The organism is Streptomyces sp. WAC 04229 (assembly GCF_003947455.1).
Classification (GTDB): domain Bacteria; phylum Actinomycetota; class Actinomycetes; order Streptomycetales; family Streptomycetaceae; genus Streptomyces.
In genome coordinates this window covers 1-20,887 of sequence record NZ_QHJH01000121.1, presented here as the reverse complement: position 1 = coordinate 20,887, position 20,887 = coordinate 1, and the positions used below count along the sequence as shown (strand labels likewise).

14 protein-coding genes and 1 other RNA gene are annotated in these 20,887 nt (G+C 71.0%); 7 read left to right on the top strand and 8 right to left on the bottom strand.

All coding sequences use genetic code 11. The features are described 5' to 3' along the window. A partial coding sequence (locus DMH12_RS26440) for a hypothetical protein (RefSeq protein WP_125493956.1) occupies window positions 1–1,015 on the bottom strand: 1,015 nt, incomplete at its 3' end. 211 nt (window positions 1,016–1,226) lie between these two features. Here DMH12_RS26440 and DMH12_RS26435 point away from each other — a divergent pair. From DMH12_RS26435 to DMH12_RS26425, 3 genes are read left to right on the top strand one after another with little or no spacing between them, the layout of a single operon-like run. After that, window positions 1,227–2,084: a Nif3-like dinuclear metal center hexameric protein gene (locus DMH12_RS26435; protein ID WP_125493955.1), complete on the top strand. Its 858-nt coding sequence runs from the start codon at window positions 1,227–1,229 to the stop codon at window positions 2,082–2,084. Beyond that, complete coding sequence (locus DMH12_RS26430; RefSeq protein WP_185832545.1) at window positions 2,081–2,824, top strand: zinc ribbon domain-containing protein; 744 nt, start codon at window positions 2,081–2,083, stop codon at window positions 2,822–2,824. The genes DMH12_RS26435 and DMH12_RS26430 overlap by 4 nt, the downstream gene beginning before the upstream one ends. 47 nt (window positions 2,825–2,871) lie before the next feature. Continuing rightward, on the top strand, window positions 2,872–4,164 hold the full coding sequence (locus tag DMH12_RS26425) for a bifunctional RNase H/acid phosphatase (RefSeq protein ID WP_125493958.1): 1,293 nt from the start codon (window positions 2,872–2,874) through the stop codon (window positions 4,162–4,164). Here DMH12_RS26425 and eda read toward each other — a convergent pair. From eda to DMH12_RS26405, 4 genes are all read right to left on the bottom strand, one after another. After that, entirely contained in the window at window positions 4,139–4,798 is a 660-nt protein-coding gene (gene eda, locus DMH12_RS26420; protein WP_125493954.1) for a bifunctional 4-hydroxy-2-oxoglutarate aldolase/2-dehydro-3-deoxy-phosphogluconate aldolase, read from the bottom strand. The genes DMH12_RS26425 and eda overlap by 26 nt on opposite strands. Before the next feature lie 84 nt (window positions 4,799–4,882). Then, window positions 4,883–5,665 carry a peroxide stress protein YaaA gene (yaaA, locus tag DMH12_RS26415; RefSeq protein WP_125493953.1) on the bottom strand — a complete coding sequence of 261 codons (783 nt, stop codon included), beginning with the start codon at window positions 5,663–5,665 and terminating at the stop codon, window positions 4,883–4,885. A 27-nt stretch (window positions 5,666–5,692) separates the two neighbouring features. Then, entirely contained in the window at window positions 5,693–6,307 is a 615-nt protein-coding gene (locus tag DMH12_RS26410) for a hypothetical protein (protein WP_125493952.1), read from the bottom strand. Then, window positions 6,304–7,065: a MerR family transcriptional regulator gene (locus tag DMH12_RS26405; RefSeq protein ID WP_125493951.1), complete on the bottom strand. Its 762-nt coding sequence runs from the start codon at window positions 7,063–7,065 to the stop codon at window positions 6,304–6,306. Before DMH12_RS26405 ends, DMH12_RS26410 begins: the two co-directional genes overlap by 4 nt. A 104-nt stretch (window positions 7,066–7,169) precedes the next feature. Here DMH12_RS26405 and rnpB point away from each other — a divergent pair. Continuing rightward, window positions 7,170–7,573: RNase P RNA component class A (rnpB, locus tag DMH12_RS26400), an RNA gene on the top strand. A 28-nt stretch (window positions 7,574–7,601) separates the two neighbouring features. Here the strand turns inward: rnpB and DMH12_RS26395 are convergent. Then, window positions 7,602–9,248: a CBS domain-containing protein gene (locus DMH12_RS26395; protein ID WP_125493950.1), complete on the bottom strand. Its 1,647-nt coding sequence runs from the start codon at window positions 9,246–9,248 to the stop codon at window positions 7,602–7,604. 251 nt (window positions 9,249–9,499) lie between these two features. On the opposite strand from DMH12_RS26395, the gene DMH12_RS26390 reads away from it, so the two are divergent. From DMH12_RS26390 to DMH12_RS26380, 3 genes are all read left to right on the top strand, one after another. After that, window positions 9,500–10,870 (top strand): serine/threonine-protein kinase, encoded by a 1,371-nt coding sequence (locus DMH12_RS26390; protein ID WP_125493949.1) that lies wholly within the window; start codon window positions 9,500–9,502, stop codon window positions 10,868–10,870. Window positions 10,871–11,022: 152 nt separating this feature from the next. Continuing rightward, window positions 11,023–14,097 (top strand): DEAD/DEAH box helicase, encoded by a 3,075-nt coding sequence (locus DMH12_RS26385; RefSeq protein WP_125493948.1) that lies wholly within the window; start codon window positions 11,023–11,025, stop codon window positions 14,095–14,097. A gap of 70 nt (window positions 14,098–14,167) precedes the next feature. After that, a complete protein-coding gene (locus DMH12_RS26380) occupies window positions 14,168–19,735 on the top strand; it encodes an Eco57I restriction-modification methylase domain-containing protein (RefSeq protein ID WP_125493947.1) in 5,568 nt (1,855 codons plus the stop codon). A 72-nt stretch (window positions 19,736–19,807) separates the two neighbouring features. Here the strand turns inward: DMH12_RS26380 and DMH12_RS26375 are convergent, their stop codons facing one another. Together DMH12_RS26375 and DMH12_RS26370 are read right to left on the bottom strand one after the other, a co-directional pair. Further along, a complete protein-coding gene (locus DMH12_RS26375; protein WP_125493946.1) occupies window positions 19,808–20,023 on the bottom strand; it encodes a DUF397 domain-containing protein in 216 nt (71 codons plus the stop codon). Beyond that, window positions 20,020–20,886: a helix-turn-helix transcriptional regulator gene (locus tag DMH12_RS26370; RefSeq protein ID WP_185832544.1), complete on the bottom strand. Its 867-nt coding sequence runs from the start codon at window positions 20,884–20,886 to the stop codon at window positions 20,020–20,022. The genes DMH12_RS26375 and DMH12_RS26370 overlap by 4 nt, the downstream gene beginning before the upstream one ends. Window position 20,887: the final 1 nt, after the last annotated feature.

The window sequence follows — 20,887 nt, the reverse complement described above, 5'->3', positions numbered from 1 at the left end:
GTGCCAGCCGTGCCACCCCGCACGGCAGTTCCGGGGTGGAGTACGGCAGCCGCAGTTCCCCGTCCGCCGTCCACAGCCCCGCCCCCGTCAACCACCCCTCGGGCGCCGGAAGATGGCGTACCCGCCGCTCGGCCGGCCGCCACACCCCGACCCAGCTGCCGAACGGGCCGTCCACGCGCAGCGCCACCGCGCAGCGCTCCGGTGTCAGTGTCTGCCCCGGCTGGATCGCGACCGGCGTCACCAGGCAGTCCGGCAGCCGCAGGCACTCCGGGAAGCGCACCGGCAGCGTGCTGCCCAGCACTCCCCAGCCGAGCCGCTCCCGCCCCGGCGAGGGCGCGTCCGAACGGATCAGCACCAGTCCGCTGTCGGGGTCGGCCAGCAGTATGCGGTCGTCGCTCTCGGGAGCGATCTGCAGCAGCGGCGACACCTCTGCGTCCCGCTCCAGGTCCACCGCGACCGCCTTCACGCGCCCGCCGGTCTCCCGGTCCAGGGCGAGTATCCGGCCGGCGCGGTCCAGCCAGACACCGCCCGAGCAGCGGCCGGGGATCTCGGCCAGCCGCTCCGGCCCGAAGGCGCCGCCCACGACCTGCCACAGCACCGTCGCCCGCGGACCGACGGCGAGCGCGTACGCCCGCTCGCCGCCCGGCACCGGCGGGAGCAGCCGCAGCCCGGCGGTGTCCGGCGGGCACTCCACGGCGCCGAGCGGCAGCTCACCGGTGCCCGGGCCGGTCGGGTACAGCAGCGAGAACAGGTGCCGTCCGGCCGCGACGCGGTGCACCAGGACCCGCCCGTCGGCCATCGGCTGCACCTCCGTGCCGGGCTCCTCGGGCTGGTTGCCGGGGAGCGGCACCGCGTACGGCTCGGGGCCGTCCAGGGTCCAGCGCTCCGGGTACCAGGACTCCCCGCGCCGGGCGAGACGCGCGGCGTAGGCGCCCTCCGCGGTGATGCTGCAGCCCGCCCGCGGGGCCCCGCTGTTCCCGGACTCCGCCGCAGGCTCGATCGCACAGGCCGTCATCGTTCGGTCACCTCCGGCGACGAAGCTAGTTTTCGCACGCGCGGGCGGGGGACCGGCCGCCGTCCCCATCACACGTACGTGTGTCACAGGAACGATTCACCTGAGGAGAGGGAGGGGTGTGTGCTGTGCCGGACCGGGGCGGCGGCGAGGGCCGCGGCGGGGTACCGGCGACGGGTACAAGGGCACAGAACCTCCAGGTAGCCTTGGCTGCGTGCCCCGTCTGTCAGAAGTCATCGCCGCGCTGGAGAACCTGTGGCCCGCCGAGCGGGCCGAGTCCTGGGACGCGGTCGGTACCGTCGTGGGCGAGCCCGACCAGGACGTCTCCCGGGTCCTGTTCGCCGTCGACCCCGTCCAGGAGATCGTCGACGAGGCCGTGAAGCTCGGCGCCGACCTGCTCGTCACCCACCACCCGCTCTATCTGCGGGGGACGACGACGGTCGCCGCCTCCACCTTCAAGGGCCGCGTGGTGCACACGCTCATCAAGAACGACATCGCCCTGCACGTCGCCCACACCAACGCCGACACCGCCGACCCGGGCGTCTCCGACGCGCTGGCCGGCGCGCTCGACCTGCGCGTCGTACGGCCCCTGGTGCCGGACCCGACCGACCCCGAGGGCCGCCGCGGCCTGGGCAGGGTGTGCGAGCTGGAGCATCCGCTGACCGTCCGCGAGTTCGCCGCCCGCGCCGCCGAGCGGCTGCCCGCCACCGCGCAGGGCCTGCGCGTCGCCGGTGACCCGGAGGGGACCGTCCGCACGGTCGCCGTCAGCGGCGGCTCCGGCGACAGCCTCTTCGACCACGTGCGGGCGGCCGGTGTCGACGCCTTCCTCACCGCGGACCTCCGCCACCACCCCGTGTCCGAGGCCCGAGCCCAAAGTCCCCTCGCGCTGCTCGACGCGGCGCACTGGGCCACCGAGTGGCCCTGGTGCGAGCTGGGCGCGGCCCAGCTCGACGAGATCTCCGACCGCAACGGCTGGGACCTCAGGGTCCACGTCTCGAAGACGGTCACCGACCCCTGGACCGCCCACGCGGCGTCCGCCCCGACCTCCGACACAATGGGAGCCCCCAACTGAAAGCCGAGCCCGCCGACCAGATCCGACTCCTCGACGTGCAGGGCCTCGACGTCCGGCTCCAGCAGCTCGCGCACAAGCGCCGGTCGCTGCCCGAGCACGCCGAGATCGAGTCGCTGACCAAGGACCTCACCCAGCTGCGCGACCTGCTCGTGGCCGCGCAGACCGAGGAGAGCGACTGCGCCCGCGAGCAGACCAAGGCCGAGCAGGACGTGGACCAGGTGCGCCAGCGCGCCACCCGCGACCAGCAGCGCCTGGACTCCGGTGCCGTCACCTCCCCGAAGGACCTGGAGAACCTCCAGCGTGAGATCGCCTCGCTCGCCAAGCGGCAGGGCGACCTGGAGGACGTCGTCCTGGAGGTGATGGAGCGCCGCGAGTCCGCGCAGGAGCGGGTCGCCGAGCTGACCGAGCGGGTCGGCGCGGTCCAGGGAAAGATCGACGACGCCACCGCGCGCCGGGACGCGGCCGTCGAGGAACTGGACGGCGAGGCGGCCTCGGTGACCAAGGAGCGCGAGGTCATCGCCGGCTCGGTCCCCGACGACCTGCTGAAGCTCTACGACAAGCTGCGCGAGCAGCAGGGCGGCGTCGGCGCGGCCAAGCTGTACCAGCGCAGCTGCCAGGGGTGCCGCCAGGAGCTGGCGATCACCGAGCTGAGCGAGATCCGCTCGACGGCGCCCGACACCGTCGTACGCTGCGAGAACTGCCGTCGCATCCTGGTGCGCACGGCCGACTCCGGGCTGTAGGGGCTGGTTCGGTGGCGGCTTCGGCTCAAGCTTTGGCGGCCGGTCGGGTGCGGGAGTTCGTCGTCGAGGCCGACGGCGGGTCGCGGGGCAACCCGGGGCCCGCGGGCTACGGGGCGGTGGTGCTGGACGCGGCGACCGGGGAGTCCCTCGTGGAGGCCGCCGAGTACCTGGGGGTCGTCACGAACAACGTGGCCGAGTACCGGGGGCTGCTGGCCGGACTGCGCGCGGCGAGGGAGCTGGACCCCGACGCGCGCGTGCACGTGCGGATGGACTCCAAGCTCGTCGTGGAGCAGATGTCGGGCCGCTGGAAGATCAAGCACCCCGACATGAAGCCGCTGGCGGCCGAGGCGGCGCGGGTCTTCCCGCCGGGCCGCGTGACGTACGAGTGGATCCCCCGCGCGGACAACAAGCACGCCGACCGCCTGGCCAACGAGGCGATGGACGCGGGCGCGCGCGGTGAGCGGTGGTCACCGGCCGGGTCGACGGCGGAACTGGACGCGGGGGGCGCCACCGGACGCCGGGCGGGGGCCGCCCGTACGGCCGGTGCCGCCGTCGGTGAGCGGGTCGCCCGGGCCGCTCGCACCGGTGGCGAGGCCGACACCGAAACCGGTGCCGGAGCCGACACCGAAATCGGCACCGACACCGATACGGGTGCAGCCGCCGACGTGCGCGCCGCCAGGACCGTCGCGTCCCCCGGCTGGGGACCCCCCGACATGGGCGCCCCCGCCACCTTCGTACTGCTGCGGCACGGCGAGACGCCCCTGACTCCGCAGAAGCGGTTCTCCGGCAGCGGTGGCAGCGATCCGTCCCTGTCGTCCGTCGGCCGGGAGCAGGCCGAGAGGGTGGCCGAGAGCCTGGCCCGGCGCGGCACGGTCCAGGCGGTCGTCGCCTCACCCCTGGCCCGCACCCGCGAGACCGCCGGCATCGTGGCCGCCCGCCTCGGCCTGGAGGTGACCATCGAGGAGGGCCTGCGGGAGACCGACTTCGGCGCCTGGGAAGGTCTCACCTTCGGCGAGGTGCGCGAGCGGTACCCCGCCGACCTGGACGCCTGGCTGTCCTCCCCGGACGCCCGGCCGACCGGCGGCGGCGAGAGCTTCGCGGCGACCGGCGAGCGCGTCGCCGCCACCCGCGACAGGCTGGTCGCGGCGTACGCGGGCCGCACCGTGCTGCTGGTCTCGCACGTGACGCCGATCAAGACGTTCCTGCGGCTGGCCCTCGGCGCCCCGCCGGAGTCGCTGTTCCGGATGGAGCTGTCCGCGGCCTCGCTGTCGGCGGTCGCGTACTACGCCGACGGGGGCGCGAGCGTCCGCCTGTTCAACGAGACGTCCCACCTGCGCTGAGCGCCGCCGCCGCACGGGCCAGCGCCTCCACGCGGTCCCAGTCGCGGTCGGCCACGGCGTCCTTCGGCAGCATCCAGCTGCCGCCGACGCAGCCGACGTTGGGCAGCGCCAGGTACTCCGGGGCGGAGCCGGGGCCGATGCCGCCGGTCGGGCAGAAACGGGCCTGCGGCAGGGGCGCGGCGAGCGCCTTCAGGTAGGCGGTGCCGCCCGCGGCCTCGGCCGGGAAGAACTTCATCTCCCGCACCCCGCGCTCCAGCAGCGCCACCACCTCCGAGGTGGTCGACACCCCCGGCAGGAAGGGCACCCCGGACGCCCGCATCGCGTCCAGCAGGGCGTCCGTCCACCCGGGGCTGACCAGGAACCGCGCCCCCGCCGCGACGACCTCGCCGACCTGGTCCGGAGTGATGACGGTGCCCGCGCCGACCACGGCGCCCGGCACCTCGTCCGCGATGGCGCGGATCGCGTCCACCGCCGCCGGCGTCCGCAGCGTCACCTCGATCGCGGGCAGCCCGCCGGCGACGAGCGCGCGGGCGAGCGGTACGGCGTCGGCGAGGTCGTCGACGACCACGACGGGCACGACGGGGGCGAGGTCCAGCACCGAGGTGGCGGGGGAGGAGGGCAGCGGAGAACTCATGACCTCATCGTGCCGTCGCAACGCACTCCGCGCAACGTGCGTTGCGGTATACGCAACGACAGTGGAAACCGTCCTGCCGGAACGTCAGTGGATCTCGTCCACCAGCACGTCCAGGGACCACGGCCGCCCCGCCTTCGCGGGCGCCTCGGCCTCCACCTCGTAGCCCAGGTCGCGCAGCGCCTCCACCAGCTCCGCCGGACCGCCCGGCGCGATCCCGGAGGTCAGCAGGGACCGGACGATCCGCCCCTTGGTCGCCTTGTTGAAGTGGCTGACCACCTTCCGGGTCGGCGCGTGCAGCACCCGTACCGTCGCCGTCCGCCCGGCGACCTCGCCCTTCGGCTTCCAGGCCGCCGCGTACGCCGACGAGCGCAGGTCCAGGACCAGCCGCTCCCCGGCCGCCTCGGGCAGCACCTCGGCCATCGGTGCCCGCCAGTACGCGCCCAGCGCGCCGAGCCCCGGCAGGTTGACGCCCATCGAGCACCGGTAGGAGGGGATCCGGTCGGTCACCCGCACGGCACCCCACAACCCGGAGAACACCAGCAGCGAACGGGCCGCCCGCCGCTTGGCCGCCGCGTCGAGCGAGGCCAGGTCCAGCGCGTCGTACAGCACACCGGTGTAGATCTGCCCTGCCGGCCGGGCCCCCGCCGTCCGCAGCTCCGTGTTCTTGGCGACCTCGCCGCGCAGCCCCTCGCTCAGCCCCAGCACCTCGCGCGCCTTCTCCTCGTCCCCGGTGCACAGGTCGACGAGTTCGCCGAGGACTCTCTCGCGGGCCGGGGCCAGCCCCGGCAGCGACAACGCGTCGGTCTTCAGCGGGGCGCCCCGGCCGGACGCGGCCTTCCCCTCGGACGGCGGCAGCAGGACAAGCACAGGCACTCCTTCGATCCAAGCTCCCGGTCAGGGTACGGCGTGCCCCTCACGCGCCCGGTTGACGGCCCGTACCAGGCCGCTGGCGTCGTCGGCGTGGCAGCGCACCACGTGGACCTCGTGCCGTCGCCCGAAGAAGGTGACGTGGGTGACGGGCTCGGCGAGTTCGACGGTGACCGACGTCTGCGCGCCCACTACGAGGTTCAGCTCGCCGTCCCTCGGCTCGTGCGTCGCGCGCAGTTCGCGGCGGGCCGAGGCGATCCGCTCCAGCGGTATCCGCACGTCGACGTGCACCGCCCGCCGGATCCGCAGCGTGCCGCCGCCCGGGTCGAGGACGTGCGGGCGGACCACCGACGCGGCGTGCAGCCCGATGACGAAGAGGACGGTGTACACGTCCAGGAACAGCACCACGTGGTGCACGGTGGGCCAGTCGCGCAGCAGCACGGACATGCCCACGGACTCGACCACGCAGACGAAAGCGAAGCCGAACATCATCGCGCCCTGCCCCCGCGCGTACCCGAAGGCGGCCGAGCCGTCCGCCGTCCCGTGGGTCCGCCGGGTCATCCACAGCCACAGGCTCGCCAGCAGCCGCAACTCGTGCCGGACCAGCAGGTACGGCACGGAGGCGAGAGAGGAGCCCGTCACGACCGCCGCCCCCTCGACACGATCTCCATGGCCTGCCGGATCGCCTCCGCCTGCCCCGGCGCGAAGTCCGCGTACAGGGCACGCAGGATGGTGTGGTCGAAGTCGAGGTCGACGCCCTCCTCGGGCACCAGGTCCGCCGGCATGGCCTCGGCGAGCACCCCGGCCGCCTCCGCCACCCTCGGATCGTCGGAGCCGACGTCCACCAGCTCGTCGAGCAGCGCGTACGCCCGGTGGGCCCGCGCCACCGCATCCGGCGACCCCAGCGCGCCGCGCAGCGAGGCCACCAGCCCGGCCCGCTCCTCCGGGGGCACCGTGCTCTCCAGCGTCGCCAGCATCTCGCGGTCCCGTACGGCCATGGGGGAACCGGAGACGTCCCCCATCCCCGCGAACAGCTCGGCCAGCTCCGGCGAGACCGGCCCCTCGGGCGGCAGCCCGCCCTCCGACGCCAGCAGGGCCCGCAGCCGCGTCCGGCGCTCCCGGATCGCCGCCTCCTGCCGCGCCAGGTCGGCGTCCAGTTCCTCCAGCACCTCGGCCAGCTCCTTCCCGGCCTCGTCCGCGAGCACGTCCCGCACCTCGGCGAGCCCGAGCCCCAGCTCGGCCAGCCGCCGGATCCGGGCCAGCACGACGACGTGCCGCAGCGTGTACGACCGGTACCCGTTGGCCAGCCGTTCCGGCTCGGGCAGCAGCCCCTGGTGGTGGTAGTGCCGCACGGTCCGCGTGGTGACGCCGACGGCGTCGGCGAGTTCTCCGATCCGCATGACCTCAGTAGAAACGTTGACGTTGCGACAGGGTCAAGCGAGCCGCGCGAGCGGCCGGGGGTCGCGCCGCCCCACCCGCCCGGTACCATGGTCGACACGGCAGACGAGCCGGGCGGGCGGCCGCGTGGAGTCCCTCACGGGACTTCCCGAGGAACGTCCGGGCTCCACAGGGCAGGGTGATGGCTAACGGCCACCCGGGGTGACCCGCGGGACAGTGCCACAGAAAGCAGACCGCCGGAGGCTTCGGCCCCCGGTAAGGGTGAAACGGTGGTGTAAGAGACCACCAGTGCCCAGGGCGACCTGGGCAGCTAGGTAAACCCCACCCGGAGCAAGGTCAAGAGGGGCGCCGTGAAAAGCGCTCTGCGCGGACGTTCGAGGGCTGCCCGCCCGAGTCCGCGGGTAGACCGCTGGAGGCCGGTGGCAACACCGGCCCTAGATGGATGGCCGTCGCCGGAGGGCCCGCGAGGACCCTCCGGAACAGAACCCGGCGTACAGCCCGACTCGTCTGCCGCCCACGGCCTGCAGCGAGACGGTCGTCAGACCTGCGGGTCGACCGAACGCAACAGCTCCAGCAGGCCCTGCGCCGGCACCAACTGGTCGTCGGTCACCGGGTCCGGGCTGAAGTGCATGAGGTCGTTGCGGAAGTTGCGGCACGTCTCCAGAGCCGTCAGGAAGTGGGCCTGGTTGATGCCCCATCCCAGAGCGGCCCAGTTCTCCGGGACCTTCAAGAGGTGTTTGTAGGCCCCGAACGTCAGGTCGGCGGCGGAGTGCACCCTGGCAGCTCGCTTCGGGTTCTGAATGACGGCTCTGATGCGGTCGAGCGGGATGCACCGGTCCACCACGCGGCGCAGCCGCTGCTCGATCTCCTCGACCAGAACGAAGGGCCGCACCCGAGTACCGAACTGCACGGTGAGGTCGGACGCCGTGATCAGACCGCAGACCTTGTGGTCGTGATCGCGTACGACGACGTATCCGTACTGCTGGATGGCCCCAATCCAGTCCAGAAGGTCGTCCGAGCCGTCCGCTTCCTGCCCCCGGACCGTCGCGGCCGACAGACCGGCCGCCGGATTCGCCATGCGGGCGCGTCCGATCGACTCCCAGCTCACCACGCCCCGCAACCGACCGTCCGCGTCCAGCACGGGAAGTTGGCTGTAGCCCCGTAGGACCATGAGCGTCTGGGCGGTCTCGACATCCTCGCCGACTCGCACGAAGTCGGGCATGCGGTTCGCGGAGTCGAGGTTGCTCACCAGGTAGGCGACGGCTTCGGTTTCCGCCCCCTCGTCCGGGAAGTGGCCGGCGAGCGCCGTCGAGAGACGGGAGTTGATGTACGAGACGGCTTCCCCGACGGCGCCCTCCGCGCCTACCCGGAGCTGCCCCGAGAGACTGCTGCCGCCGGACAGCCTGGTCACCGCGCTCGTGCCCGATTGGTCGGGCTCGGCACCCCCCGCCAGCACGGCGACCCGGCTGTCGAGCGTCCCCTCCGTGAAGGGCGGAACAGTCACCAGGCCGCGCGCCTCGAGATCGCTGTTGATCTGCGCGGTGGTCGCCGGGTAGCGCCGCTGAACCCCCCATACGGCGAGGAAGTCGCGGATGGAGAGGGTGAGAGGGTTCTCGTCGCCGCGCCTGCGTACCTCCTCGTACAGCTTGGCGGGCTCGGTCAGCGTCGCGGCGAACTCGTCGGCGTCGGGCCGCCCGGGGTCGGGCTTGCCCTCGGCGAGCACCGCCACACGCTCCGCCGCGCCGAACCTGCTGATTTCGAAGACGGTCAGCAAGGAGCCCAGGCTGTCCAGCAGGTCGGACTGGATCTCGCGCCGGTCCAAGTCCGTGACCATCCAGTTCACCCGCCGTACGTGCCGCAGTCCTTCCGGTGCCTGCGCGCGGTACTCGTAGGCGCCCACCACCTGCCCGATGGCGACGCGCAAAGACTTCAGCGGCAGCACCACGAGATCCCCGGGCTGGATCTCGTGCACGAAGCGGTACAGCTGGCCGGTCCAGTTGCCGATCGTGTAGGGACCCTCGTCGGGGTAGGCGGCGGCGACCGCGGCCCGGATGTCGGCCCGGGTGGCCGTACCGACGAGGTCCTCCATCGAGAGGCGGTCCCATCCCGTGCCGAGGAGGCCCTCCCGGAGGGCGGCTCGCTCCCGTTCCCCGTTCTCTCCCGCACGCACGCCCCAGGCCCGCATGCCGTCCCTCCCCGTGAACACAGCGGCGAGTGCCCGGCACGGACACCGAGCACAGGCGCACCGCGACGTGATCAAGTGCCGTGCCGACTCTAGGACACGGCGCCTACGGCCACCCGGGCCACAGGACTTTAGTTCCATCTGGGGGTGCTTTTCAGCCATCTGTGTGTGCTTCGCCACAGCCCGTAGACTGACCTGCGTCAACGTGGCCAAGGGGAAGGCCGTGACCGGAGCGTGGGGGTACGAGAGCGCCGATGAAGCCGCTGGACACCGATGCCGACCCGCGTGTGGTGGGCCCGTTCGAACTGCTCGCCAGGCTCGGCGCGGGCGGTATGGGCGTCGCCTATCTGGCTCGCAGGATTCCGTTGGACAACCTGCCGGACGAGATGGCCGCGGGTTACCGTCTGGTCGACTCCGGCGCAGAGGAGGAGAGCGCCTCGGCGCAGCTCGTCGTCGTCAAGATGATCCAGCCGAGTCTGCTGGACCATCCGCAGGCACGCGAGCGGTTCGCACGCGAGATCGACGCCGTCCGGGTCGTCGTCAGTGACCGGGTACCGGCCTTGCGCGCCGCTGATCCGGAGGCCGTCGAACCGTGGTTCGCCATGGACTACATCGCGGGTCCCTCGCTGCACACGCTGGTGAAGGAATCTGGTTCCTTGGCCGCGGGGCCGTACGCGGCACTCGGCCTCGCCCTCGTGGACGCCCTGCGGGCCATCCACGGTACGAAGTTGCTGCACCGCGACCTCAAGCCCAGCAATGTCGTGCTCGGTCCGGACGGGCCGGTGGTGCTGGACTTCGGACTGGCCGTCCTGTCCGAACGGCAGTCCAGCCAGGCGCTGACGAAGACCGGGGACCAGATGGGGACGGCGCCCTACATGCCCGTGGAACAGCTGAGGGACACCAAGCACGTCGAGGAACCGGCGGATGTGTACGCCTTGGGCGCCACTCTGTTCTTCGCGTTGACGGGACGGCCCCCGTATCCCGTCATGCCGCTGATGTCACCACCGAAGTGGGACGGCGTCGCCCACTCCTTCCTTCCGCTGCTGGCCCAGATACTCGTCGCCAGCCCTTCCCAGCGGCCGGACCTCGACGGTGTGCAGGAGAGCCTGTACACGTTGCTGGCCGATGCCGGGCTGACGCCGGAAGCCGCTGCGGCGCAGCTGCGCGACCATGTCGCCGCGGCGGGTCTGACCCCCGAACTGCCCCCGCAGGCCCTCGCCGACGATCCGGACCCCGCCGTTCAGGAACTGGCCCAGCGGGCCGTCAACAGGGGAGACGCACCGGACGCGCCCTGGGCGGAGGACGACCTCGGTTTCTACGGCATCGACACCGACGAGATCGAGTGGGCCGCCATCGACTCGGACGGTCCGGGCGCACCCGGCGGCTACACGCCCACGCTCGCCGACCCCGAACCGGACCCGCCGGCGACCCCGGCTTCGCCGGCCGAGCCCGCCGACGTCCCGCGACCGGTGCCCACGAGCTATCCGCTTCCGCCGCCCAGCCCCCATGACGATGCGGCGAAGGCCGTCGTCACAGCCCACGGCACCCCGCGGACGCCTCCCCGGGCCGCGCAGCACGTCGCCGCCGACCTCCGTGAGCGGTACGCACACCGCAGGGACCTGTAACCAGCGGTCGGCCGGGCCGTACAGGCGTACGCAGAGCCGTCACACGAACGCGGTCGGCCCTGTCAGGCGGCCCGCGGTGGACCGTCCTGCCACTCCCCGCCGCCCCGGCGCTACCCTCGACCACGCCTCGAACGACCCGAAAGGACCACTCCATGCCTGCACCCGACGGCCCTCCGCCCGCCGGCACGGTGATCGAGGTGCGGGACGAGGAGTGGATGGTCCGCAACAGCAAACAGGTGCGCCCCGGCGAGTACCTGATCGAGGCCGTCGGCGCCTCCGACCTCGTACGGGGCCAGGAGGCCCGCTTCCTCGCCCCGACCATGGACCGGCCCCGCGTCCTGCGCCCCGAGCACACCCGGCTCATCCCCGACGACTCCCCGCACTTCCGCCGCAGCCGTCTCTTCCTGGAGGCCGTACTGCGCAAGACCCCGTTGCCGCAGCGGGAGCGGCGCCTGGCGTTGACCGACGGTTTCCTGCTGGACCGCATGGACTACCAGCTCAGACCCGCCGAGAAGGCGCTGGCCAATCCCCTGCGCCCCCGGCTGCTCATCGGTGACGTGGTCGGCCTCGGCAAGACCCTGGAGATCGGTGTACTGCTCGGCGAGCTGATCCGCCGCGGCCGGGGCGAACGCATCCTCGTCGTCACCCCGGCGCCCGTCCTGGAGCAGTTCCAGCACGAGATGTGGACGCGGTTCTCGCTGCCGCTGGTCCGGCTGGACAGCGCGGGCATCGCCCGCATCGAGCGGAAGATTCCCGCCGGTCGCAACCCGTTCACCTACTACAAGCGTGTGATCATCTCCATGGACACGCTCAAGAACCCTCGACGCTACCGCCCGTGGCTGGAGCACATCCACTGGGACGCGGTCGTCATCGACGAGAGCCACAACCTCATCAACCAGGGCAGCGACCGCCGGGCCCTCGCCGATCTTCTCGCCGAACGCACCGACGCGCTCGTCCTGGCGAGCGCCACCCCGCACAACGGCGAGATGCCCGCCTTCACCAGCCTGATCCGCCTCCTCGACCCCATGGCCGTCAAGGACCCGAGCCGTCCGAAGGCCGAGGAGCTGCAGCACCTCATGCTGCGCCGCACCAAGGTCAGCGCCGAGGTGGCGGAGCAGCTCCAGGGCCACTGGGCGCCGCGCGGCGGCTCCCACCCCGTGCGGTGCCGGGCGAACGCGCTGGAGGAGGAGGTCTTCCGGGAGCTCGCCGAACACTGGCTGAAACAGCCCGGGCAGCAGGCCGCCGCGGAGGACCGGCTCTTCCCGTACGTCCTGCTCAAGTCCTTCCTGTCCTCGCACCGCGCCCTGTTCGTCACGGCCCGCCAACGACTCACCAGGACCGGCCACGCGCTGCCCGAACGGCACCGGATCACCGACGAACCGCTCTCCGGCGTCGTCGCGAGCACCCCCGAGGCAGCCTCCCTCCTGCGCCTGCTGGAGCTGGCCCGCGCCATCGAGCGCGCGGGCACGCCGAGCGGCGACCCCTCCGCCGCGTCCAAGCTTGCCGGACTCCTGGACGAGCTGCGCCGCATCGGTGTGAAGGCGGGCAGTCCCACGCGCGCCGTCGTCTTCTCCGAGCGCCGCGAAACCCTCGACTGGCTCGGCGAGGTGCTTCCGCCGCTGCTCGGCTGGACGAGGGAGGACGACGCCAAGGCCGCTGTCAAGGTCATGTACAGCGGCGCCGGGATCTCCGACCGGGTGCAGATGGAGTACGTCGACGAGTTCGCCCGCGCGGGCAGCGACGTGCGGCTGCTGCTCACCGGCGACGGCGCTTCCGAGGGCGTCAACCTGCACCGTCAGTGCCACCACCTCGTCCACTGGGACCTCCCCTGGAGCCTGATCCGGGTCGAGCAGCGCAACGGCCGCATCGACCGGTACGGGCAGACCAGGCCACCGGAGTTCCGCGCGATGATCCTTGAGACGGCGGTCGAGGGTGCGCTCGACGACACGGACATCGCCGAGAAGGTCCTCGCGCGTGAGCAGCGGGTCCACGAGATCCTCGGCGCCGTGGAGGCAGCGACGAAGGACAACGACGGCGACAAGGAGGAGCGGCGCGTCATGGAGGCCCTCTTCCGGGGTGAGGCGCCGCAACTGGCCGTCGACGACCTGCAGACCGTTTCGCAGGACTCCCTCGACTCCCTGGAGGACGGGGAGATGCCCGCCGACCTGTCCGTGGCCCAGCAGCTGAACGCCGAGTTCGGCACCGGTACCGACCCGTTCGAGGACGCGGAGGCGGACTTCGGCTTCGACTTCGGCTTCGACGCCGAGGGCGCCACAGATGACGGGGGTGCCCCGGATGACGCTCCGGGCGGCGGTTCCGCGGCCCGGACCGAGTCCGTCGCCGCCGAACACGCGCCCGTCCGCGTCGTCGAGGAACTGCGCCTGTTCACGGACCGCCGCGACTACGTCCTCACCGGCCTGGACGAGCTGGCCGACCTGGAGGCCTTCCGCCTGGACACGACGGTGCAGGGCAACGACCTCAGCTTCGACACCCCGGAAGACCTCGCCGACCGCCTGGACGTCCTGCCGGCCACCTACCTGCGCGACCACGGCATAACTCAGCGCATGAAGCTCACCTTCAGTCGTGAGGACGCCGCCGACGCCCTGCGCCGGGCCAGGGAGGACGCCGATTCGCGGTCGCTGTGGCCGGACGCCCACTACGTCGGCGAGCTGCACCCGGTCATGGAGTGGATCACCGACAAGGTCCTGGTCCAGCTCGGCCGTCAGCAGGCCCTCGTGATCCAGGTGGACCGCACCCGCGTGCCGGAGCCCGTCTTCCTCACCCAGGGCGTGTGGTCCAACCAGGACGGCCGTCCGACGGTCGTGGCCTGGCTCGCCGTCGACGGCCTGGGACGGGACGGGACCGAGCCCCGGGTACGGGAACTGACCCGGCCCCTCCTCGCCGATCTCGGCCTGGGCCCGGCCATGCCGGACCACTTCGCCGCCGGTGACCCCGGAGCACTCCAGCGACACGTCGAGGCCGCCGTCACCGCCACCCGCCGCGAGATGGACCGGGCGCGCGCGGAGGCAGAGGAGTACATCGACCGCCCGCTGCGGGAGTACGAGTCGAAGGTCGGCCACTGGCTGGAGCAGAAGCTGCCCGGCTTCAGTGGCGGACACACCGCACGCGAGCGGGCCGCCGAGAATCTGGAGAAGGCGGCGAGCCGGCTGCGCACCACCGGCGACCCGATGGTGCGGGTCCTGGCCGTCCTGGAGCCGAGCTCATGACCGTCCGGCCTCTTCCACCCGTGCAACCCGTGCATGACGTCACCGAAGCGATCCGGCAGGAGCAGCAAGCGTGAAGTTCGACGCTCTGATCAACGAGGGTGAGTACTTCCCGTCCTTCTTTCTGGACGAGATCCTGCCCAAGCAACTGAAGGCGGGCCGCCTCAAGGAGTGGGCGGCAGAGGAACGCCAGGGACGGCCCACACCCCGCCAAGGGCTGCGCGACCTCACCGGCCCCTACCTCGATGTGCGGCTCCGCGTCGGTGGCGAGGCCGAGAAGTACAACGTCCTGCCGGACGCGGACGCCGTGGCCGCCCAGCAGGCGGCGACCGAGTCGCTGAAGGACCACACCGGCACCGAGGAACAGCCGCCCGCCTTCCAGCCCGCGCCGGGCACGGCAGGCGACAGCCCGGAGGGGGAGTGGCGCGCAGCCCTGCACACCTGGCACACGCGGGTGCTTCAGGCCCTGGGCTTCGCGCCGTGCCCCGGCCACCTCACCGTCCACGGCGCCGCCGGTCCCGTAGCGGTGCCCGTCGCCCACAGCGAGCCCGGTGTCGCCGTCCTGACCGGCGGGTTCGCCGCCGACCTCGCCGAAACCCGAGGTGACGGCCCGGCCAACCGGCTGCCCGCACCGGTCCGGGTCGCCTCCGGCAAGACCCTCACCACGGTCACCGACCTCGCCGCCTGGCTGCTCGCCTCCGAGGGCGCGCCCCGTTACGCCCTGTTGCTGTTCGGCGGGGTCCTGGTCCTGGCCGACCGCGAGAGCTTCGCCCGGGGCCGTCACCTCGCGGTCAGCCTCGAGGTCGCGTTGCCCCGCAAGGGCGTCAAGGGCGCGAGCGCGGGCGAACTGGAGGTGATCGCCGCCCTCTTCGGCGCGCAGTCCCTGCGTCCCGCCCAGGACGGCGCGGACGACGACATCGCCCGCCTGGTCGCCGAGTCCCGCGACCATTCCGTGGGGGTCACCAGCGACCTGCGCGAGGGCCTGAAGGCATCGGTCCAGCTGATCGCCAACGAGGTTCTCCAACGCGCGATGCAGCAGGGCGCCGATCACGAGGACCTCCCCGAGTGGCTGCCGGGCCCACTGGCGGAACGCGGCGCGCTCCCGGCCCTGCTCACCAAGGAGTCGCTGCGCTACCTCTACCGCATTCTCTTCCTCCTCTACGCCGAGGCCCGGCCCGAGTTGGACATCCTCCCGATGAAGAGCGAGGAGTACGTCCACGGCTACAGCGTGGCCCGCCTGCGCGAACTGGCCGTCCAGGAGAAGCTGTCCAGCACCTCCCGCGACCGCTACCACTTCCACGACTCCCTGGCCCTTCTCTTCGAGAAGGTCTTCACGGGCCACCCCGTGGCTGACACGGTCACCTCACGCGAGGAGGCGCAGGAGCGGGCGGGCGAGGCCGCCCCGGACGCGGAGACACCCGACCTGCCCGACGACGACGGCTACGAGGGTGTACGCATCGAGGCCCTCAAGTCCCGCCTCTTCGACCCGACGTCGATAAGGCTCGTCGACCAGGAGATCACCCACCCGGACGACACCGCCCCCGACGGCACGGTCCGCGAAGGGGCCCGCCGCCTGGACCTGCGCCTGCGCAACAAGGTCCTGCACCAGGTGCTGCGCAACCTGACCGTCGTGGAGGGCCGCGGGCGCGGCGGACGCGGCGGCTTCATCTCGTACGCCAACCTCAGCATCAACCACCTCGGCGCGGTGTACGAGGGCCTGATGTCCTACACCGGCTTCATCGCCGACGAACCGCTGTACGAGGTCGCCAAGGGCGGTGACCCGAGCGGCGGTTCCTGGCTGATCCGGGCCAGCCAGGTCCGCTCCGGCCGCTACCCGGACGGACCGGACGACAGCGTCTTCGTCGCCACGGAGATCAACCCCCAGACCAACGAGCGGGTGCCGGTCCCGCGCAAGGTCGGCACCTACGTGTACCGTCTCGCCGGCCGCGACCGCCAGACCAGCGCCTCCTATTACACGCCGGAGTCGCTCACCCAGGCCACGGTCGAGCAGACCCTGCGCTTCCGCCTGCATGAGAAGGGCGCGGTCGACCCGAAGGAGCCCGAGAAGGCCTGGGTCAACGCCGCCGACGTGCTGCGCTGGCGCGTGTGCGAACCGGCCCTCGGCTCCGGCGCGTTCCTCAACGAGGCCGTCAACCAGCTCGCCGAGCTGTACCTGCGACTCGCCCAGCGCGAGCGGGGCGTGGAGATCGACCCGGAGGACTATCAGCGCGAGCTTCAGAAGGTGAAGGCGTACATCGCCCTGCACAACGCGTACGGCGTCGACCTGAACGAGACGGCCGTCGAGCTGGCGGAGATCTCGTTGTGGCTGAACACCATGTACCGGGGCATGAAGGCCCCCTGGTACGGCCTCCACCTCCACCGCGGCAACTCGCTCGTCGGCGCCTCCCGCAAGGTGTACCCCGGCAACAGCCTGCGCGACGGCGGCTGGCTGACGACCAAGGCTCCGCAGAAGCCCCGGCACGTACCGCTCACCGAGGGGCTCAAGGGCCGCGAGGTCCACCAGTTCCTGCTGCCCGCGATGGGCTGGGGCTCGATCGGCGAGAAGGTCGGCCTGCGCACCCTGAAGAAGGGCACGGCGGAGGAGACCGTCAAGGCCGTGGTGGACGGCGACCTCGTCGACTGGCTGGAGCCCGGCCTGGTCGAGGCGATGCGCAAGTGGCGCTCGGCAATGCGCCGCAATCCCAAGGGGGAACCGAAGCGCACGTCGCCGAAGCCTAAGGCCGCACCGACGGCGCAGCAGGTGGCGGCGGAGACGGACGACGCCGGTCTGGGGCAGGGGGCGTTCGACCTCGGGCTGGAGATCTGGGAGCAGCCTTCGCTGGGCCTGCCGGGCGGTGCGGCGGGCACGGCTCTCGCTGCGGTTGCCGGTGGCGGCGGGCGTGCGTCGGCTCGGGGCTCCGTCCCGTCGGCCGAGGACGAGGAGCGGGAGCCCGGGGCGGCGACCGAGACCGGGCGGCTGATCAGGCTCGCCCGCCGGGTGGAGTACCTGTGGGACCTCGTCGTCATGCGGCTGACGCTGTCCGAACGGGAGATCTCCCGCCACGTCGACGTGTGGGGCGCCGCGATCCCTGGGGACGGGCAGACCGCAGAGGGTGGTACGGCGCCGATGGACCGGGACGCGGTCCTGGAGGCCCTGCACCGCAAGGGGACGCCCTACTGGCGGCTCAAGCAGCTTATGGACGCATGGTGCGCGCTGTGGTTCTGGCCGCTGGAGGAGATCGGGCTGCTCGACGGCTCGGACGACTTCGAGTACCGGCCGGACGGCGAGGAGCGCACGCTGTTGAAGAAGGGCGACCCCAGGCGCAGGGTCGCCCTGAAGTCCCTCAAGGACTGGCTCGAGTTCGCCGAGGCCGTCGTCGGGCGGGTGGACGTGGACACGGGGGAGGGGCGGCAGACCTCGCTGCTGTCCTTCGAGGGCGTCAAGAGCTTGGACGAACTCGACGCCAAGGAGCGCGAACTCGACCAGAAGATGACCGAGGCCACGGCGTGGTCCAAGCCGGCCGACCTCGGCTACACGTTCCCCTGGTACGAGACGGTGCAGCGGATTGCCGGGGAGCGGGGGTTCTTCCACTGGGAGCTGGACTTCGCGCACGTTTTTGCCGAGGGTGGCTTTGATCTGATGGTGGGGAATCCGCCGTGGGTCCGGCAGGAGTGGGACGAGAACGGGGTTCTGGCGGAGCTTGAGCCGTGGTTCGTGCTGGGCGGGAAGGAAGCGGAGGCCCACTGGGACGAGAACGTGGCCGAGGTGCTGAGCAAGCCCGCCCATCGGTCGTTCTACCTGGGCGAGCTGGAGACCGTGGCGGGGGTTTCGGAGTTCCTGTCGTCGGTGGACACGTATCCGGACCTGGTGGGGACGCGGCCGGATATGTATCGGGCGTTCATGTTGCTGGGGTGGAGGGCTACGGGGGAACGTGGGATCGCAGGGCTCATTCATCCGTCGACGCATCTGACGGGGACGAAGGAGGCTGTGCTGCGGGGGGCTGCCTATCGGCATCTGCGCTTCCATGCGGACTTCACCAACGAGCTGCTCATCTTCGCCAATCCTGTGGGGAACAGCAGCCACTTCAGCGTCAATGTTTACGGCAGGGACCAGGACATCAACTTCCAGCACATGAGCTGGCTCCTCCACCCCAGTGTGCTGGTCAAGTCCGTGCGTCATGATGGTGAGGGTCCGCTCCCGGGTGTGAAAGTCGGCGGTAAGTGGGACCTGCGCCCCCACCGAGACAGAATTGTCATGGTCAACGAAGAACGGCTGCGTGAGTGGCGTGCACTGGCTGGTGAGGAGAATCCGCCGCCTGTTGAGCAGGCCAAGCTTCTATACCCCGTGACACGGGCGGAGGAGTCGGCCGTCCGAGCGCTTGCGAAGTGGCCCCACCGGCTAGGCGCCATGAGTCCTCGGATCAGTGGTGGATTCAACGAAAAGTTGGGCCGTACCGGTGGCTATTTCACATGGACGCCCGGCCCTGTGAGTGGTTGGCAGGACATCATTCTCCAGGGCCCGCTGATCAACATCGCTACTCCGTACCACAAGCAGCCACCTCAAGGCGGCTCAAAGAGTATGCGCGACTACGAATCTTGGGACCACCTGAACTTGGCAGTGGACGCAGTACCACGCACGAACTATCGCCCTGCTGGGGGAAGCTCAAGGTTCCTGAAGGCGCAGGATAAGTGGGTGGACCACGACCGCCTCGCGCAATTGGAGAGCGACCCGACGGCGGTTGCAGCAGCAGAGGCGGACGTTAAATCCACCAACGCGGAGTTGGACAGAGGCGACCTCGATAAGGCCGCATATGGGCTGCTGCGAGAAGCCAGTATGCGGCCGTGCTCGGAGTTCTACCGAGTCGCGTGGCGTGAAATGATCGCGTTCAACACGGAACGGAGCTTGTTCGCTGCACTTGTCCCGCCAGGACCTAACCACATCAATGCAGTGCGAAGCGCTGCATTCCCAACTACGCGAGCTACTGCACTCACGGCTGGCTTCCTTGCTTCGATCGTCCTCGACTACTTCCTACGAAGCTCAGGTCGTGGGCATCTAGATGTGTCCGACGTCAAGGTCATGCCCGCGCCGACGACAGACCATCCCTTGGAGTTGCCACTTCTCCTCCGCACCCTCCGCCTCAACTGCCAGACCAACGCCTACGCTCCCCTCTGGGAGGAGCTGTACGACCCGGCCTGGCAGAGGGACACCTGGGCCGCCTCGGCAGCCTGGCCCGACGGCACGCCTCCGCTCGCCGAGGGCGTGACCGGTACCTGGACTTGCGACACCCCCCTCCGCCCAGAGTTCACCCGCCGTGCGGCGCTCGTCGAGATCGACGCCCTCGTTGCCGTTTGGCTCGGCATCAGCGCCGACGAGCTGGTGGCCATGTACGACGCCAGGTTCCCCGTACTCCAGCAGTACGAGGAAAACATGTGGTTCGACGCCACGGGCCGTCGGATCGCCAAGGCGCACCAGCAGTACGGGTACGGGCAGCCCAAGGAGGCATGGAAGCAGCTGAGCAGGCCGGAGGGTTTCCCGGAGGAGTACGCGGTCCCGGACGGCTACACAGGCCCCCTCTACCGCGCAGACCGAAAGGCCGAGATGCGCGCCGCGCATGCAGAGTTCAGGCGCCGGATGGGTTGATCTGGCACCTCGCGCAAGTAAGAGTCCTGCCGCCCGACTAAGGGCAGCAGGGCTCTCGCAGCCCTATGTGAGTCAGACGTTCTGATCTGCCGAGGCCAAGCCCACGAACCCGACCCACGCCTCAGGCGACACCGTGACGACGGGCCCGGTGGCGGCTTTGGAGTCCCGGACACGCACACCTGCCGTACTGGTCGCCACCTCCACACACTGACCACCCTCGGTTCCGCTGTAGCTGCTCTTGAACCAGGTGGAGCCATGCGCGGTGGTCGGGTACTCAGCGTTGTTCATAGCGATGCCAACAACCCTTCCATGAACCTCATTGACTCCCGTGAGGCGAGAGCCTGTGACCGGATAATCCCATAGCGAGCCGCAGCGAGACTTGTCTGTTCCGGGTCGGTCTCAAGGGTGCTGGTTGCGTGGGTTTCGGCGTAAACGAACTTCTTGCCGTCCCTGCGCGTGACCACAGTGAAGGGTCCGTTCACACCAGCATTGTCCTCACAGTCGAGTGGCATGATCTGGATCTCGACGTTCTGATCCTGGCCGACGAGCAGCAGGTGCTCCAGCTGCCCTCGCAGCACCGCCGTGCCGCCGTAGCGGTGCCGTAGGACGGCCTCGTCCATCACGAATCCCAGCAGCGGCGCGGACTGCCGGGTGAAGATGTCCTGGCGGGCCAGCCGTGCGGTTACCCGCTGCTCGATCGTTTCCCGCTTCAGGGCCGGACGCCGCATGGCGAGCAGGGCCCTCATGTACTCCTCGGTCTGAAGCAGCCCGTTGACGACGTGAGTGTCGTACATGAGCAGCTCAAGGCAGTCCTTCTCCAGCGCCGCCATCCCCTGAAAGAACACCGGATACTGAGCCCGCTCCACCTCCTCCTTCCACAGGCACAGCAACCCACCCGCCGCCAACACCTCGTCCGCCCGCTCGATCGTCCTCGGCGACGGAATCCTCCGCCCCTGCTCGAACGACGCGACGGTCGCCGCCGAATACCCGATCCGGTTGCCGAACTCCGCCCGGTCCAGCCCTTCCCGCAGTCGCAGCGTCTTCAAGGTCTGACCGAACGCCGCGACCACGCCCTTCGCCGCACCGTCCTCCGGCCGCCGGCCACTGCCGGCGCCGCCCTCGTCGCTCTCCCACCCGTCCCCGAGACTCACG

Excerpts from the sequence above, each read along its gene's own strand:
- eda (WP_125493954.1), bottom strand. The coding sequence starts at position 4,798 with ATGAGTTCTCCGCTGCCCTCCTCCCCCGCCACCTCGGTGCTGGACCTC.
- DMH12_RS26405 (WP_125493951.1), bottom strand. The coding sequence starts at position 7,065 with ATGCGGATCGGAGAACTCGCCGACGCCGTCGGCGTCACCACGCGGACC.
- DMH12_RS26395 (WP_125493950.1), bottom strand. The coding sequence starts at position 9,248 with ATGCGGGCCTGGGGCGTGCGTGCGGGAGAGAACGGGGAACGGGAGCGA.
- DMH12_RS26390 (WP_125493949.1), top strand. The coding sequence starts at position 9,500 with ATGAAGCCGCTGGACACCGATGCCGACCCGCGTGTGGTGGGCCCGTTC.
- DMH12_RS26385 (WP_125493948.1), top strand. The coding sequence starts at position 11,023 with ATGCCTGCACCCGACGGCCCTCCGCCCGCCGGCACGGTGATCGAGGTG.
- DMH12_RS26375 (WP_125493946.1), bottom strand. The coding sequence starts at position 20,023 with ATGAACAACGCTGAGTACCCGACCACCGCGCATGGCTCCACCTGGTTC.